Source organism: Candidatus Aquicultor sp. (assembly GCF_054640775.1).
Genome location: NZ_JBTSLF010000046.1, coordinates 1 through 16,638 on the forward strand (window position 1 = coordinate 1; position 16,638 = coordinate 16,638).

10 protein-coding genes and 2 pseudogenes are annotated in these 16,638 nt (G+C 47.9%); 8 read left to right on the forward strand and 4 right to left on the reverse strand.

The window, feature by feature from the left end:
- From ACYC56_RS05590 to ACYC56_RS05610, 5 genes and pseudogenes are all read left to right on the forward strand, one after another.
- Nucleotides 1-345: pseudogene (locus ACYC56_RS05590) on the forward strand (heterodisulfide reductase subunit A); the annotation flags it as partial.
- A 4-nt stretch (nucleotides 346-349) separates the two neighbouring features.
- Nucleotides 350-2,494: an FAD-dependent oxidoreductase gene (locus ACYC56_RS05595; protein ID WP_461373197.1), complete on the forward strand. Its 2,145-nt coding sequence runs from the start codon at nucleotides 350-352 to the stop codon at nucleotides 2,492-2,494.
- 12 nt (nucleotides 2,495-2,506) lie between these two features.
- Complete coding sequence (qmoC, locus tag ACYC56_RS05600; protein ID WP_461373198.1) at nucleotides 2,507-3,742, forward strand: quinone-interacting membrane-bound oxidoreductase complex subunit QmoC; 1,236 nt, start codon at nucleotides 2,507-2,509, stop codon at nucleotides 3,740-3,742.
- Nucleotides 3,743-4,026: 284 nt separating this feature from the next.
- Nucleotides 4,027-4,662: a response regulator gene (locus tag ACYC56_RS05605; RefSeq protein ID WP_461373199.1), complete on the forward strand. Its 636-nt coding sequence runs from the start codon at nucleotides 4,027-4,029 to the stop codon at nucleotides 4,660-4,662.
- Between the two features lie 14 nt (nucleotides 4,663-4,676).
- Nucleotides 4,677-6,716, forward strand: coding sequence for a PAS domain S-box protein (locus ACYC56_RS05610; protein ID WP_461373200.1), 2,040 nt, complete (start codon nucleotides 4,677-4,679; stop codon nucleotides 6,714-6,716).
- 33 nt (nucleotides 6,717-6,749) lie between these two features.
- On the opposite strand, the pseudogene msrA reads toward ACYC56_RS05610, so the two are convergent.
- Nucleotides 6,750-7,723 (reverse strand): annotated as a pseudogene (gene msrA, locus ACYC56_RS05615) (peptide-methionine (S)-S-oxide reductase MsrA).
- Between the two features lie 284 nt (nucleotides 7,724-8,007).
- Between msrA and ACYC56_RS05620 the strand changes: the two are divergent.
- On the forward strand, nucleotides 8,008-8,403 hold the full coding sequence (locus ACYC56_RS05620; RefSeq protein WP_461373201.1) for a hypothetical protein: 396 nt from the start codon (nucleotides 8,008-8,010) through the stop codon (nucleotides 8,401-8,403).
- Between the two features lie 13 nt (nucleotides 8,404-8,416).
- Here ACYC56_RS05620 and ACYC56_RS05625 read toward each other — a convergent pair whose 3' ends face one another.
- Nucleotides 8,417-8,779, reverse strand: coding sequence for an STAS domain-containing protein (locus tag ACYC56_RS05625; protein WP_461373202.1), 363 nt, complete (start codon nucleotides 8,777-8,779; stop codon nucleotides 8,417-8,419).
- Nucleotides 8,780-9,009: 230 nt separating this feature from the next.
- Between ACYC56_RS05625 and ACYC56_RS05630 the strand changes: the two genes are divergently transcribed.
- Nucleotides 9,010-9,693: a hypothetical protein gene (locus tag ACYC56_RS05630; RefSeq protein WP_461373203.1), complete on the forward strand. Its 684-nt coding sequence runs from the start codon at nucleotides 9,010-9,012 to the stop codon at nucleotides 9,691-9,693.
- A gap of 61 nt (nucleotides 9,694-9,754) precedes the next feature.
- Here ACYC56_RS05630 and ACYC56_RS05635 read toward each other — a convergent pair whose 3' ends face one another.
- The gene (locus tag ACYC56_RS05635; protein ID WP_461373204.1) at nucleotides 9,755-11,146 is read right to left on the reverse strand and encodes a hypothetical protein; all 1,392 of its coding nucleotides are present in this window, start codon (nucleotides 11,144-11,146) and stop codon (nucleotides 9,755-9,757) included.
- A gap of 963 nt (nucleotides 11,147-12,109) precedes the next feature.
- Here ACYC56_RS05635 and ACYC56_RS05640 point away from each other — a divergent pair.
- Entirely contained in the window at nucleotides 12,110-14,362 is a 2,253-nt protein-coding gene (locus ACYC56_RS05640) for an S-layer homology domain-containing protein (protein ID WP_461373205.1), read from the forward strand.
- A gap of 427 nt (nucleotides 14,363-14,789) precedes the next feature.
- On the opposite strand, the gene ACYC56_RS05645 is transcribed toward ACYC56_RS05640, so the two are convergent.
- Complete coding sequence (locus ACYC56_RS05645; protein ID WP_461373206.1) at nucleotides 14,790-16,268, reverse strand: hypothetical protein; 1,479 nt, start codon at nucleotides 16,266-16,268, stop codon at nucleotides 14,790-14,792.
- Nucleotides 16,269-16,638: the final 370 nt, after the last annotated feature.

Sequence of the window (16,638 nt, forward strand, 5' to 3'; positions counted from 1 at the left end):
GAAGCGGACGAGAAGGTCACGTTAATTAAATGTAAAGTAGCCAGCATCATCGAAGATCCTGAAACCGGTGGTGTAATCGTTAAGGCAGAAGACATAATGGGCGGCGGTATCGTTGAGCAGAAGTTCGATATGGCGGTGCTCGCAACGGGCATGCAGCCGTCGACTACCGAACATAAGTTACCCGTTGACCTTAAATATGATGAAAACGGTCTGATAATCGAAGACCCGAGTAAACCGGGGATGTACGCGACCGGTTGCGCCAAGAGACCGGTTGATGTTACGACGAGTGTGAAGGATGCTACCGGATCAGCACTAAAGGCTATTCAAACTATGGTGAGGAGGTAGCGCTGTGGAGAAGAAACTTGGTATATATATCTGCACAGGTTGTGGTATAGGAGAAGCCCTCGATGTCGAGAAACTGGCCGCGATGGGGCCGCAGTACGGAGCTGCGGTCGTCAAGACGGATGAGTTTTTGTGTGGCGAGAAAGGCTCGCAAATCATACAACAAGACATTAAGGACGAAGGCATCAACACCATAGTTATTGCAGGATGCTCACAACGAGTCAACTTTGACGTATTCAATTATCCAAACTCGATAATAGAGCGGGTTAACTTACGCGAGCATGTAATCTGGTCTCATCCAGCGAACGATGAAGATACCCAGATGCTTGCTTCAGACTACATGAGGATGGGCATCTCGAAGGTAAAGAAGATGGAGATGTCCGAGCCGCATATCGAAGAAGACCTGACGAAAGCGGTGTTAGTAATCGGCGGCGGTATCACCGGCATGACCGCAGCGATAGAAAGCGCAAAAGCGGGATACGGTGTCGTGTTGGTTGAGAGGGAAGATAAACTCGGCGGTTTCATGGGCAAAATGCACAAGAAACTCCCGATGCAGTATCCGTATGCAAAGCTTGAAGACCCGGGCGTTGATGCAAAAATCGCCGAGGTCAAAAGCTATCCGAATATTACCGTATATACATCGTCCGAGGTTGCCGCAATCGCGGGTCAGCCTGGGCAGTTCGATGTTACCATCACTACAAGCGGGGGCGAAGTCAACGCCAAGATAGGTTCGGTCGTTCTTGCGAGCGGCTGGAAGCCGTACGATGCGACGAAGCTCGATACATATGGATACGGCGAGTTTGCGAACGTTGTGACAAACGTTCAGCTTGAAGAGATGGCGAAAAACGGCAAAATCGTCCGGCCATCGGACGGAAAGCCGGCCAAAAATGTGGCGTTTATCCAGTGCGCGGGCCAAAGAGACCCCGAGCATCTTTCGTATTGCTCGTCGGTTTGCTGTTTGACCTCGCTGAAGCAAGCAATGTATGTTCGTGAGCAGGATAAGAACGGCAAAGCCTATATCTTCTACAAAGACATGAGGACACCGGGCAGCTACGAACTCTTCTATAAAGAGGCTCAGAGCGATCCGGGAATCTTCTTAACAAAAGGAAACGTAACGAGTATCACCGAAGATGGCGCAAACAATGTAGTAGTCGAAGTGGAAGATACCCTGCTTGGAGCACCGGTTAAGGTCGCGGTCGACCTTCTTGTCCTGGCGACTGGTATGGTTCCGACTACTGCGGACGAGCCCATCCTTAATTTACAATACAGGCAGGGACCGGCGCTGCCGGATCTCGAGCTTTACAACGGGTTCGCGGATTCCAACTTTATCTGCTTCCCGTATGAGACAAGAAGAACCGGCGTGTACTCGGCCGGTGCCGTAAAGATGCCGCAGACCATCGCCGAGAGCGTTGAGGATGCGACAGGAGCGGCGCTCAAGGCCATCCAGGTCGTCGAGGCGACTACGAAAGGTATCGCTGTTCACCCGAGGGCCGGAGACAACACATACCCGGAGTTCTTTCTCCAGAGGTGTACGCAGTGTAAGAGGTGTACTGAGGAGTGCCCGTTCGGAACCCTCGACGAGGACGAGAAGGGTACGCCGAAGCCGAACCCGAATCGTTGCCGCAGGTGCGGTATCTGTCTCGGTGCGTGCCCGGAGAGAATCATCTCCTTTAAGAACTACAGCGTAGATATCCTTGCATCAGCCATTAAAGCGATCGATGTACCGGATGCGGAAGACAATAAACCGAGGGTCATCGCATTTGTTTGCGAGAACGATGCCTACCCGGCATTCGATATGGCCGGCATCAATCGCCTACAGTATAATCCGAACGTCCGTATGATTCCCGTGAGGTGCCTGGGATCGGTTAACACGGTCTGGATTGCAGACTCGCTCTCAAACGGTATCGATGGAATCTTGATGATAGGATGCAAATACGGCGATGACTACCAGTGCCACTTCGCAAAAGGTAGCGAACTTGCGAGCATAAGGATGGAGAAGGTACAGGAGACCCTCAACAGGCTCATGCTAGAGTCCGACAGGGTCCAGGTGCTGCAGCTCGCCATCAATGATTACGATAAAATACCGAGCATCATCGACGGATTCATGGAAAAAATCGATGAGGTTGGTCCCAATCCTTATAAAGGTTTCTAGGAGGGTAGTGAAATGTCAGAACAACAGTTTATGGCCGAGCCGGATTTAAAATTCATAAATGACATACAAAAGGCAGGAGGCGGCGATTTAAAGAAATGCTTCCAGTGCGCGACTTGCTCGGTTGTCTGCCACGTGACGCCTGAAGATAGTCCATTTCCAAGAAAAGAAATGATTTGGGCTCAGTGGGGGCAAAAAGAGAAGCTCATGAGCGATCCGGATGTATGGCTATGCCACCAGTGCAACGACTGCACAGCAAACTGCCCGCGGGGTGCAAAACCCGGCGACGTATTTGCGGGAATAAGAAGCGCATCCATCAAAGCACTTGCGTTTCCAAGTTTTATGGGTACATTGCTCAGCAGCCCGGGTTTAGCGATATTCGCTTGGGGTATACCAGTGGTTATATTGCTTGCAATAATAAGCTTGATGCCGGCTATCTACTCGATCATGCCTCACGGTCTAAACCCGCATAGTACGCTTGGAGAGATGATCAACGGATTAAATAATTCAGGTTGGGGCAATATGCCTGAGGGTCCGATAAAATGGTCAAATTTCTACCCAGAGATGGGTGTCGACATGACGTTTATAGCCTTGGCAAGTCTTGCGGTTATATCACTAGCAGTGGGTCTTGTTAGGCTCTGGAATACCATGGAGAAGAATCATGGACAGAAAGGGCTTATAGAAACCCCTGTTTATAATGTTATTGCGACGGTTCCGACAATTTTATCGCATGACAAGTTTATGGAGTGCGATACGAGCAAGAACAGGTATTATGGCCACCTAGGTGTTTTCTATGGTTTCGTCGGCGCTTTCGTGACAACGGCGATCGTATCGCTTAGCTTCTACCTTGTGGGAATAGCGACACCATTTACGATGGCTGACCATGGAGTGCTAACTGTTTTCGCAAAGCTTATCGGAAACTTGAGCGCAGCCGCTATTATCATCGGTGGAATCATTCTTTGGACTCAAAGGGCATCCTTTAAGAAGGGCGTATCCAGCTACTTTGACTGGACGCTCATCGTACTGGTAACAGGACTTGGAGTAACCGGACTTGCTGCTGAGTTAGTCAGGGTCGCTGATATGAAGTCGATTGCCTATCTGACATATTTCATTCATCTTGTATTTGTAGCGTATTTGTTCCTCTATTTTCCATTCTCTAAGATGGCTCACTTAGCCTACAGGACGGTCGGCATGGCGTTCGCAAGAACAGCCCAGCGTGACCTGCTCAAAGAGGATGAGAAACTAGCATAGAAATGTCGAATTAAGAATTGCGAATGTCGAATGACTGATGCAATATCTTGAAAGTGACGATAATAGTAAGTAAAAGGGCGGAGGAGACTTCGCCCTTTTTTATATAGGGCTACGAGAGAAACCTTCTGGCTAGATAGGCAAACTACTAAACTACTAAACTATTAATAGCATCGCTCAACAGAGCAAACTGCGTAGTTTACCTAGGCAAATGTACGTGGAATACCTAGTTTGTATTATCATATGAACGGGATTATAATAAAGCCACTATGGGAAAAATACGAATTTTGTTAGCAGAAGACCACGTACTTGTACGAGAGAGCCTTCGCCAGTACCTGGAGAAGGATCCAAACCTTGAAGTCGTCGGCGAAGCCGGGGATGGCGAGCAGATGGTGGCGTTGGCCGACGAGCTGCGGCCGGACCTGATCATCGCCGATATTGCGATGCCAAAACTCAACGGTATTGAGGCCATGAAGCAAATCAAAGCGATGAACCTTGCCATACCGGTGCTGATACTTACAGCTTACGACCTGGATCAGTATATATTCCCGCTTCTGGAGGCGGGTGCAGCGGGTTATCTACTGAAAGACATCAGCGGTCAGGAGCTTGTCGACAGTGTTTATCGGGTAAACAGGGGAGACTCGGTACTGCACCCGACCATAATGCGAAAGGTGATGCAGCGCTTCAGAAATACGGGCGATGGCCAGGAAACCCCATCCTTAGAGCTATTGACTGATCGAGAGGTCGAAGTATTAACGCTGGCTGCAAGGGGTAAAAGCAATAAGGAAATCGCTGAGGAACTCAACGTTAGCGTGCGCACAGTTGAGGCCCATCTGGGACACATATTTAATAAATTGGATGTCGGTTCACGAACTGAGGCGGTAATCCTTGCTCTTAGGAAAGGCTGGGTCGGCCTGGAATAGCCCGGTAGCGATTAATGAAAAATAAGCCGGTTTTGAAAAATAATAATAATAATAAAGAAGGGGAAGGACGTTCTAACCGCCTCTTAAGTAACCCACAATTATGGTCGATTGTGGTTATTTTTGTTTTAATCACCCTCCATTATTACGATAACCTGACAAGCTTCAGGTTATTCGCGGAGCCCGACTTGCCGCTAGGCATTACGCGGCACACGATCGATCGTATACTCTATCTCGTACCAATTATCCTCAGCAGCCTTATATTTGGCTCGAAAGGTGGCAAAATAACCGTCGTCGTTGCATTCCTGGCAATGTTACCGCAGGCGATATTCATATCAGCAGCGTCGCTCAGCGCGCTCTGGGAAACCGTGACCATAACCCTTATTGGCAGTCTAGCACCGATTGGATTAGACCACTACAGAAAACAGGAGATCCAGCTTGTTGAGACAAAAGAGCGGCTGGAATCCACCGAGCGCGAACTCTTCTCAAAAGTACAGCTTTCGATAGAGCAGCAACGACAGCTCTCGGTTATCAATACGTTCTCGCGGATGCTCAGCCAATCGCTGGAATTCGAGCAAGTCATGAGTACGACCGTTGATATGGTTATGGGCGTAATGCAGGTCGAAGTCGTTATAATCTTCTCACTGGAAAACGACGGTGTGCTTAAGGTGGTCTCATACCGCGGAATTCAAGAAGAATCCGCGGTAGCGCTCGAGGGTATGCAACTTGGAGAGGGTCTTTCGGGACGCGTGGCCCAGATAGGTAAGCCATTGGTTATAGAAGATGTTTCGGCCGAGCCCAAACTGTGCAAGCTGCCGGTTGCCGTCGAGCAACTTAAGACAGAGCTATGCGTGCCGTTGATGGCCCACGGCAAGGTCATGGGAACGCTGTTCGTGGCATCACGTTTGGAACGAGACTTTGCGGGTCCCGATGTGGAACTGCTCATGGCTCTCGGAAACCTGGTCGGCGTGGCTATGCGAAACGCCTATCTTTATCGCGACCGTGAGATCGCCGCAGCGCAGCTCAAATCGTCCGAAAAACGATATCGGCAGCTATTTGAAAACGCCCACGACGCGATCTGGGTGCAGAATCTTACCGGTGTGATTACCGCCGCCAACACCGCCGCAGCGGAGCTATTTGGGTGCTCGTTGGGCGAGCTGGTAGGGGCGGATAGCAATCAGTTCTTTATGCACAGGGACTCCATTCTTTCCTCCGCCATACAAAAGGATATGTTGAGCGGCAATCTCGAAGTATCTCAAGAACCGTTTAGGCAGAAAATAACAAAGAAAGACGGAGCGCAAGCGATCATCATGTTAACTACAAACCTGCTTTCATCAAACGGTCACCCCGATGGGTTCCAGTTCATCGGCAGGGATATAACAAAAGAAGTGCGTATGCAAGAAAACCAGTCGTTTTACCTGCAGCAGATTACTAAAGCGCATGAGGACGAGCGCCTGCGCATTTCCCGAGACCTGCACGACTCAACGGCCCAGAATATAATCGCAATGCTTCGCCAGGTTGAGAAATTTAGCGAGGAGAATACCCAGTTTTCGGATGACAAACTGAAATTCCTTTGGAGTTTACATGCCGAACTCAAGGAAACCCTGCAGGAGATCCGCGAGCTTAGCCGAGACCTGAGGCCGTCGGTGCTTGACAACCTCGGTCTGCTGCCGGCTGTAGAGTGGTTGGTGCAGCAACTTGAGAACGACCATGATATAAAAGCAACGCTCGAGGTGACGGGTAAAGATCATCGGTTCGCCCCTGAGCTGGAGATAACCCTCTTCCGCATTATTCAGGAGGCCCTTCGAAACATCGTCAAACACTCCGGCGCCTCAGAAGTTAAGGTAAACATAGAGCTTAACGATGGTGAGACCAAGGTGACTATCCGCGATAACGGCCAGGGCTTCAAATTGCCTGCAACGACCGGCGAGCTGTCGCGGCAGGGAAAGCTCGGCATCGACGGCATGCAGACCAGGGCGCGCCTGGTCGGCGGCACATTCGACTTGACCACAAACCCGGGCGAGGGCACTACAATTAATGTAACCATCCCCGCCTAGGGATAACTACTGAACGGGAAATATTGCTTTCTTTCAATCTTCGAAAAGCTTCTTATACTCTCCATACCCCTCTTTTTCAAGGTCTTCTTTCGGTATGAACCGCAGAGCGGCGGAATTCATGCAATACCGCAGTCCGGTCGGCGCGGGTCCGTCGTTAAAAACGTGCCCTAAATGAGAATCGGCGTGTTTGCTTCGCACCTCGATTCTCCCGAACAGACCGGTCTCTTTCTTTTCAACTATATCTTCCGGCGCTAATGGCTTCGTAAAGCTCGGCCAGCCTGTCCCGGAATCGAATTTGTCTTTTGAGCTAAACAACACCTCGCCGGAAACGACATCAACGTAAATACCTTCCTTTTTATTGTCCCAGTATTCGTTGTTGAAAGGGGGCTCTGTTCCGTTTTCTTGCGTTACCTCATATTGCTTGGGGGTCAGCGTTTTTTTTAGCTGCTCTTTCGTTGGCTTTTCGTCCCTTCTTCGCTCCATGTCTCTTCCAACCTCCTCTCTCTACCCGAGGCTATCTTATATGTCTTGTAGTGTGCGGATTGTTTTTTGTAATAGTCCTGGTGATACTCTTCGGCTTTGAAAAACTTGCCGGCGGGACGTATTGCCGTTGCGATTGGTTTGTCGAATCTACCTGAATTCTGAAGCTGTTCTTTTGATAGTTCGGCAAGCCGCCGTTGGGTTTCGTTATGATAAAAGATTGCGGTGTGGTACTGGGAACCCCTGTCAAAAAACTGCCCTCCCGCGTCGGTGGGGTCTATGTTATGCCAGAAGAAATCAAGCAATTGCTCGTAGGAGATCTTTGATGGATCATAGGTTACCTGGACCGCCTCATAATGCCCGGTCGTTCCGGAGGATACTTCGTGATATGTCGGGTTCTGCGTATGCCCTCCGGTATACCCGGATACTGCGGACACGACCCCGTCTAATTGCTTAAAAGCGGCTTCAATGCACCAGAAGCAGCCCCCGGCAAACGTCGCTTTTTCCAGTTTTTCATTTTCGCTCATCGCACTCGCACCTTTCTGGTCGTCATATCGATTGCGTCCATTATTCCACTATGAATAAACGTGACGACGATTACCTATATATAGCCCCAAGCACCCGTAATTATTCACTTAAGAGAAGTGTTGTTGGAGCGATGTTCGTTCTTCGATCGCGCCTGAGTCCTGCTAATATCTTCTTGCTTCAGGTGTAAGAGAACGCGATATAAAAATACCAATACCTGGGTAAAGGTACGTGAAGACATAAATAATGGTACGCTATCATGCTTATGCTATCAGGGAGGTACGTAATGAAGATTGCCGCAATAGTGCTTGGTTTTCTGGGGGCGGTCGCCGGTTTCTTTGGGGCGTTCATCGTATACAATGCAGGCCAGGCAGGTGCCGTTAATACCATACCGGGGATTGCAAGAATTCCGTCCGCTTATTTTGCGTTACTTTTGGCGCTGGTGGCACTTGTAGGTGCAGGGATTACAGAAACGAGGCTAAAGCTAGGCGGCTATCTTATATTAATCGTGGGGGTCGGAGGGCTTATCGCGCAAGTAAGCGCGTACGCTGTCGCCGGTCCGCTGCTCATAATCGGCGGCATTTTGGCCCTGATAGATGGCTACAGACAACGCCCAACTGCCCAGCCGGCAGGCGCCGGTGGGAACAAACAGCTGCAGCAAGGGAGACGGAAGACCGGCTAATCGGTATGTGACCCTATGGTTGAGAGAGACCAGCCTTAGCCTCTTCAATAGTCTTGAAAAGCCCTATACCGGCGCTTTCAAATAAATTGAAACGCTCAAGCTTCATTATTGGGTAATTACTGTGTCCTACAACGATGGCTATCCGTATACCGGCGTCTCTCTCTTTAAGTTTGTCTTTATATACCGACAAAAGCCCGACCCCAGAACTATCTAATATGGAGCACTCCGATAAATCGACGATCAACCGTCTTGGGGCTTCTGCTAAAAGGCCGGCAAGAGTATCGTTTATCCTCTCTTTATTTGAGAAATCACACTCACCGGAAAAGCTTACGATGTGGATACCTAAAGTATCCTTGCTGGTATTAGCTTCAAACAAACGATCACCCTATGATTGTAATAGTAGAAATATCTATGTTTGAAGATACCCTTTTAAAACACCGCGAAAACGCAACCGCATGGAATATCATACCTAATATTAGGGAGTCATGGTCACACGTTTGCCATAAGGCATGCGCAAGATATCCATCTCTATATTCATCTAACCTGACACATTCTCAAAAACAAGGGTAAAAGATGTGTAAGTACACATAAAAGGAGGCGAGGACAATGCAAGAGCGGGAACCACGCAAAGAAGAAGCTAAGGCCGTACCGGAGGAGCGGATGATGCGTAGAGAGGAGATGCGGGCGGGCAATGTAACTCCCATGACGCGCGCAACCTATTCGCCGGCCTGGTATAGCCGTATTAACTGGGGAAGCGCTATTGGAGGCGCTTTCGTGGGGTTAGCATCCTGGCTGGTGCTTAATGCACTTGGCTATGTGATCGCTTTCGGCACATCGTCTGCGACATCGCTTGCCGACATTCGTAGCATCGCTACGGGTCTCGGTATTTGGGTCGCGATCAGTGCTGCGATATCATGGTTCATCGGCGCGTATGCCGCATCGAAGTTTGCTCGCGCGCGGCTTGCAAGTGATGGTCTGTGGTATGGTGTCGCAGTCTGGGGTTTTATTAGCATGATCGGGCTTTTATTGAGCACGTTGATCTTACCGGGCTTACTCTCATTTGTCGCTAACTGGATATCCGCAGGTCTTGGCATACCAAATACGGCCAACACCTCACCGAGCGGCGTCAGTAATGTCGTAAACGTAACCATGTTGGCAGCCGGATTTGTTTTAGCAACTTCACTCTTGGGCCTACTTGGTTCGTTGCTGGGCGGCTGGTTAGGATCACGTAGGTTAAGTATGGCCGAAGCCGCACGAGAAGAGGCCGAACGCGAGCGCATGGCAGCGTAGTACGTTGCTATGACCAACTGCACGAGATGAATACAAAAAGCCCCGGGGTGCCGGGGCTTTTTCACTCGTTCTTTATCAGCGCCGATGCTATTTCAAGGAGCATATCTCTACTAAGCGAAAAATCACCCCGATATTCATTTAGGGCATGAACGAAGATGGCTTTGTCTCCAACGTGTAATTCGAGCGCAAAAAGCCCTACATACGAATAAAGAATCGCATCAGACCCAGAGACTTTCAGGTTCTCGCTCTGAACCTTTGGGATTGGACCCTCATGAATAGCAGCGCCGGTTAAACCCTTATGGCTTCGCTCCGTGAATGTCTTTTCTTCGCAAACCCCATTCATCCTGTTAAGAAACTGCTCTTTTACAGCGCCCGAACGAGGTGTATCGACCTCCTCGATAATGAAGCCATCTGCACCTTTCTTGTACAAAAGGCTCGCCGTCCAGTTTGTAGTATCGGTACTCTCCAATGTTATCGGCTGGCCAGTAAATCCTCGATACGAGTTACCGAGGGTTTGGAAGTTATACTTTTGAAGTTCTCCAGGCAGCAGAAGGCGACGGTAGTATTTGTTAGTAGGCTCTCGATTATCAGGAGCAGACATAGCCGGTAACGCCGAAATCTTTACAGGATCGATACTTGCCGTCATCGAGTACTTAAGCCTGTCGTTATCTATGAACCTGTCGATTTTTAACGGCAGGCCGGTCTTCTTATCCAAATACGCATCGATGTAGGAGCGCCCTATATAGTCTTCTTTTAGGCCGTCTCGCAGCTTTTTCTTATATGAGTTTGAAGGGCCGATTCTTATCTTATAGGCTTCTCGACCAGCTAGTGTCACGGTCTGCTTTGGACCATAGCTATAATCGGAAGCGCTACCGCCGATATACGTCGGATCGTAGAAATACGATAAGAACTCGCTGTTCGACGTAGCGTATGCATACGATGGGAGCTTTCTGAATGCTTCAGCGGCTTCTCCGAAAAGGTCCATAAACGTTTCAGGGGAGTACTGGTTCTTTGCTTGCTCAAGAGCGGAGTCGTTAATCTCGGTGTCGTAGAGCATATATGGTCTGAACCCGCCCCAGGCGTATTGCTTAAGGGTAAGCGAGTCCTTTTCGCGTGTAAATAAATACGCGCTTTTGTCGCCTCGATGCCCACGTTCTTGGATAACGATACTCTTAGTCTTCGGGTCAAACCAGTAGTCTCTTGTATCGCTGAAAGCACCCGTGAACCCCCGGGTTATATGTACGATAGATTTATCAAGCGCTATTGTAGCAACGACATCGCCTCGTCGAGCGTAGGTCTCAAGCGCCGCTAACCGTTTCTGCTCGCTCTTGCTAGAGGTTGAGGCTACAGTAGCTTTCTTGGCAGTGCTTGATGAGCATGACGATAGTAGGGCGGTTATAAAAAAGATGAAAAAGAGAACCAAACCTTTTCTTAAGAACACTAGCATGCTCACCACAGCCTCCACTTCATTCTCAACGGGAAACTAATGCGGGTAAAGATCGGAAGATACCACCTATTTAGCAATCATACTATAATGCTTAATCCTAATACCTGCAAGGTTTACGCTTCGCACACCTTGAATTCAACACGTATCGAGCCGTCGTTCTGGATATTAGCGATAATCCCTTCTTCAGAAGAGAGAACCCATGTAGTTTTGTCTGGCCTTACAGGGGAGGGTTTCCTGGAGGTAGTCTTGAGTTGCTGCTTTGTCTCTAGCGCAGATGGCTTATTGATTGGTTCATGATCGATTCTACTGCAACCATATAGAAATAGCACTAAAGCAAATATAAGGGCTAGACGCTTATACACACTATCTCCTTCAAATAGTTCAGTAAGACCAGTATAATGCAAGAAACTCTTGGCTAGAAGTGAAAAGTCCTGGTATCACTACCAGGAATGGCGTCAACTCCTGTCCCATTTAGACGTAAGCATTTCGCCTAAGCGTATTCCTGGAAATATAGCTGCTACGAAGAATGTTCACAAATATGCATAAGAAGATATTTGTCACATGGGCCTGATGAATTTGGTATTAGGTGGGCTATCTCGGGCTTAGGCATCACCTCGAATCCAGACTTTGATCGCCAGGTGTTTGATTCAAGGAAAAGTTTATATAAACTAGCAATAGATCAGCTTTTTATCAGTTTCACCATTTATAATAGAATCACATTGACTTGCTGAATTAGGGCATGGTTTGAAAGTTACAAGTATGATGTGCCGTTTGTGCGATTAATAAGAATGTTAAAATGCGCAGTCGCATCTCGGTTCTGCTGATGGATTTATTGGCAGTGCGCAAATTAATTGACCTGATGAAAGGGAAAATATGCTCTACTTGGAACTACTGAAAAGTCGCAAGTGGCTAGCGATAATAGCAATTGGCACCCTATTACTGCTCTTATCGCCTTTGCACATAAGCTCCGTGAATGCTGCCCAAACGTACAGTGTTATAGCATCCTGGCCTGAAACGTGGCAGGTTAACCACCCAGCCGACATAGCCAGTGATGCATCTGGTAATCTCTATGTTGTTGATTCGGATAACGACCGCATCAAAGAGTTCAGCGCGAGCGGTGCACTTATTACGGTTTGGGGAACGTTTGGCGTGGGAGATGGGCAGTTGAGTAATCCGAAGGGGATAGCCATCGACCGGTCGGGCAACGTCTACGTTGTCGACAGCGGCAATAACCGCATTCAGAAGTTCACGCCAGACGGACGATTTCTCGCAAAATGGGGCGGCTACGGCGAGAACAAGGGGCAATTTCGCTATCCCACCCAGATCGCGATTGATACGTCGGGCAACGTCTACGTTGTCGACAGCGGCAATAACCGCATTCATGAGTTCGCGAGTGATGGAACGTTTATTAAGGCGTGGGGTAGCGGACCGGGTCATGGAACATGGGATTTTAATAATCCTCAGGATATCGCCGTAGATTCGAAGGGCTACGTATATGTTGCCGATACCTTAAATAATCGCGTCCAGATCTTTACTCCCACCGGCGGTTATTGGGGAACGTGGGATGGAAGTGGGCAGACCGATGCCCCCCGGTTCTCATCACCCTCGGCAATAGCGATTGATGGTTCGGACAACGTTTATGTAGTCAACTGGAGTGACAATGGTTATAGCGTTCGGAAATTTGATACCAATGGTAGTAATGGTACGCATTGGGGATATAAAGGTTCTCAAAACGGCCAGTTTTTATATCCGGGCGGTATAACTATCGCCCCCTCTGGCAACGTCTATATCGCCGATACCTTAAATAACCGCGTGCAAGAATTTACATCGAACGGCACATTTATCGATAAGTGGGGCTCACAAAATGCCGCCGACGGTGCGTTTAAATCCCCACGGGGCGTCGCGATCGACTCAAAAGGGTTTATGTATATTGCGGATACGGAAAACGATAGGGTGCAAAAGCTCACGGCTGATGGCGCCTTCGTCACTGCGTGGGGTGTCGATGAGGCCGGGGACGGACGGCTTGATAGGCCAAGCGGCATAGCGGTAGGTCCCACAGGCGAAATTTATGTACTCGATCGCACCCGTATGCGCATATTTACTCCCGATGGCGCGTATATCAGCGGGTGGGGTGCTTCGGGTTGGAACACCGGCATCCAAACCGAACCATCAGACATTGCGGTCGATGCATCAGGATATGTGTACATCGCCGATATTTACAACCACCAGGTGTTAAAGCTGACATCGGATGGTACGCTCGTCGTGTCCTGGGGGAAGGATGGGACAGGTTCCTCATATAAAGATGGTGCATTTTCTCCTGCCGGGATTACCGCTGATACGTCCGGGAACATCTATGTCATCGATAGCCTCTACAACGCGGTTTTTAAATATAAATCCGATGGCAGCTTTGTCACGCGCTGGGGATCATTCGGCTCGGACGATGGTTTATGCAGCAGGCCATGCAGAGTGACTGTCGATACGTCGGGAAATGTCTATGTAGCCGACAGCGGTAATAACCGCATACAAAAATTCTCCGCGAGCGGTGATTTCTTAGCCGCATGGGGGTCATTTGATGTGGGCAATAAAGGGCTTAAGGAGCCGCACGGACTGGCTGTGGATACATCGGGTAACGTGTATGTGGCCGATACCAATAACCACCAAATACGAAAGTACGCGCCTAAAGAGAGAGCCCAGTTTAAGGATGTGCCGCAAAGCGCATGGTATGCAGCATATGTTAACGAGCTCGCTGAGCAGAACATCATCAGGGGCTACACTGATAACGTGTTCTTGCCCCATAACTCTGTTACACGAGCGGAGTTTGCGAAGATCATTGTCTTAGCGATGGGTGAAGCTACGTCGTCTGGCGGATCATCGTTTGCTGATGTACCCGGCTCATTCTGGGGAAAGGACTATATTGAGAGGGCTAAAGAACTCGGTATTATCGCCGGTTACCCCGACGGCACGTTCCGGCCGTCTGCAAGTATCACGCGAGAAGAGATAACAGCGATTACTATAAAGGCCGGGCGATTTTCACCGGAGACGCAATATTACTATATGTTTCCTGATGTAGCGTCTTCGTCTTGGAGCTGGCCGTACATTCTAAAAGCAAAAAACCTCAATATTATCAGTGGCTACCTAGACGGTACATTCCATCCCTCGAGCCCTGTGACGCGCGCCGAGGCTTCGGCGATCGTGGACCTCTTGGTCAAAGCACTGAAATAACTTTCCTATCAATCCTCCAAGATTGCGGCTTTAATGTTCTTTATTCCATGGGTTCTTAAGTGGGGTCGGTGGTGAGTAATAGTCTTACAGCATCAAGTGAAACGCCAAGGCTGGTCAAGTATTTCCGTGAAATAAGCATCGGATATGTATATATACAATTAGTGTGCATAGCTATGTACACAATGCCTTTATTCCCGAGGTGCGCCGGTTGTTTTCTTTAAAAGCAAAAACCCCGGCATTTCTGCCAGGCTTTCGGTGGAGAATAGGGGACGATCTTCGAACCCTTGTTAATAGTGGGATTAAATCTTAAGAAATAAGAAGGATGAGCCATAGTACGCCTCTGTCGACGTTAGCTTTAACCAGCGGGGGCAATCAGGCCGAAATGAAAAACAAACCAGCGTTATTGCCTGTCTGACTGAAAGCTGTGTTACGTGTTTATTCGGCTTTGATATTTGATTTGGCAACCTATTGCTCCTGCAAGATTTATTGAAAAGTCTTCGACTGCTTTATGTAATTCAACTAAGTCCTGTTCCGAATAATATTTATGAGTATAGAGTGAAATATATGAATGGTAATTTGATTCACCGCTTATTGGCGAGTTACCAATCGTCTTACATTTCAATGAGACATAGCTAACAGATCCTGCTGCTGTTAATGAATTTTGCATTTTCTTGAAGTTATTCCAATGCTCAATTTCAGAATCAGAATCGGCGTACAGGACATATAATGCTATCGAAATTTTGCCATTCGTTACTTTTTGAATAATCTTTTCCAATACGTTCTTGTTTATATTCGCAAGGTCGTAAAATGGGTCTATCAAAATCAAGGCGTCTTCGGTGTCTGAGAACTCACAATCGATAATAGAATATCCGTCATTGTGGTCAAACCCGGCCAGTGATATTACTTCTAAGCCTGTATTTGCAAGGTCGCATCGTGCATCTGCATCTTTGTCGGATGAGTATATGCTGACCTTATTATCATTTGCCGCGCTGATTTGAGCAACTAAATGACCGCTGCCGTAGTACCCTTGAATACAATCTTGTTGGGCGCTTTTTAGTGGACAAGGATCGAGCTTCTTTATTCTTTTTGCTACTATTTCGTGAATCAGTTCTTGCCAAGGACGCCCTCCAAAAGGATCATAAAATGCTAAGCGCTCACTCGTAGTCCGACAATGCCAATTAATAAACTCTGCTAATAGACCATGCTTTATTAGATCGCCTCCATTTCCCATTGTGTATGGTAATGGTTTGGATTTTAATTCAGCTGGCCAATAATAGTACGTTTTGCCGCATGGTTTTATGATACGTTCATTCTCTCTAATTTGTAATTTATGCAGATCAAGTTTCCAAGTTCCTGTGACGCCCATCAGGAGAGCATATGCGGAAATAACAGCATCCCACTCATGGTCATTAGAGGTTTTTATCTTTATGCCTAATTTGCCTGACATAAAACTATCCATTGCTTCACTGTCATTAGTATAGGCATATATTTTTTGAGTTAAGCAATGATAAAGAACTTTCGGATGAGTCTCTGATAAGAAAATACCGTCTAAGTTCTTAGCGACTTCAATGAGTACCGACATGCCGTTTATGCCCATAGCGCCAGAAAGGTAATTTGGTGTCATTACGCTATTACGAACATCTGGATATTTATTTCTTAACCATGTATCGGCAGGTCTCCAACCACTGTTGCCTGTACCCCAGCAGGATAATGTATCAACGCCTAACCCAATAATATTTTCATTTTTTAATATTTTGCAGATAACAGCTTCAGAGTTTTTCGCTGTCTCGATTCTAATATCAACAGGCTTACTCTTTTCAATTCTTAGGATGGCAAGACCATTTTTATCATTACCGCCGGGGTCGTAACCAACAATCGTACCATTTATTTGATATGTCTCATCCATGTTGTCTATTATTTCCTCTCACGCACATAACCATTGTATGCATTGATCCATATAATACCCCAAACTTGCTACTAGTGCCCATATAAGACGCATACAAAAATACGTCTCTTGTCGCTATAGTCAGTGCTAGATGTGTCTGTTTATACGGATCGGGTCCTTGATTGAGACCATGCGCGCAAATCATTGTAATGCCTCATAAGAATGGAAAACACCCGTCCTATATGTGCGGGTGAAGCAATTGGTGAGAGAGCGGTTTCACCCTCTGCCACTCGTTTGAAGTGTGCTCAGCCTGCCACAAATCATAATTCATTTGCAGATTAAGCCAAAAATCAGGGGTAGTATCAAATGCACGGGATAAACGGAGTGCCAT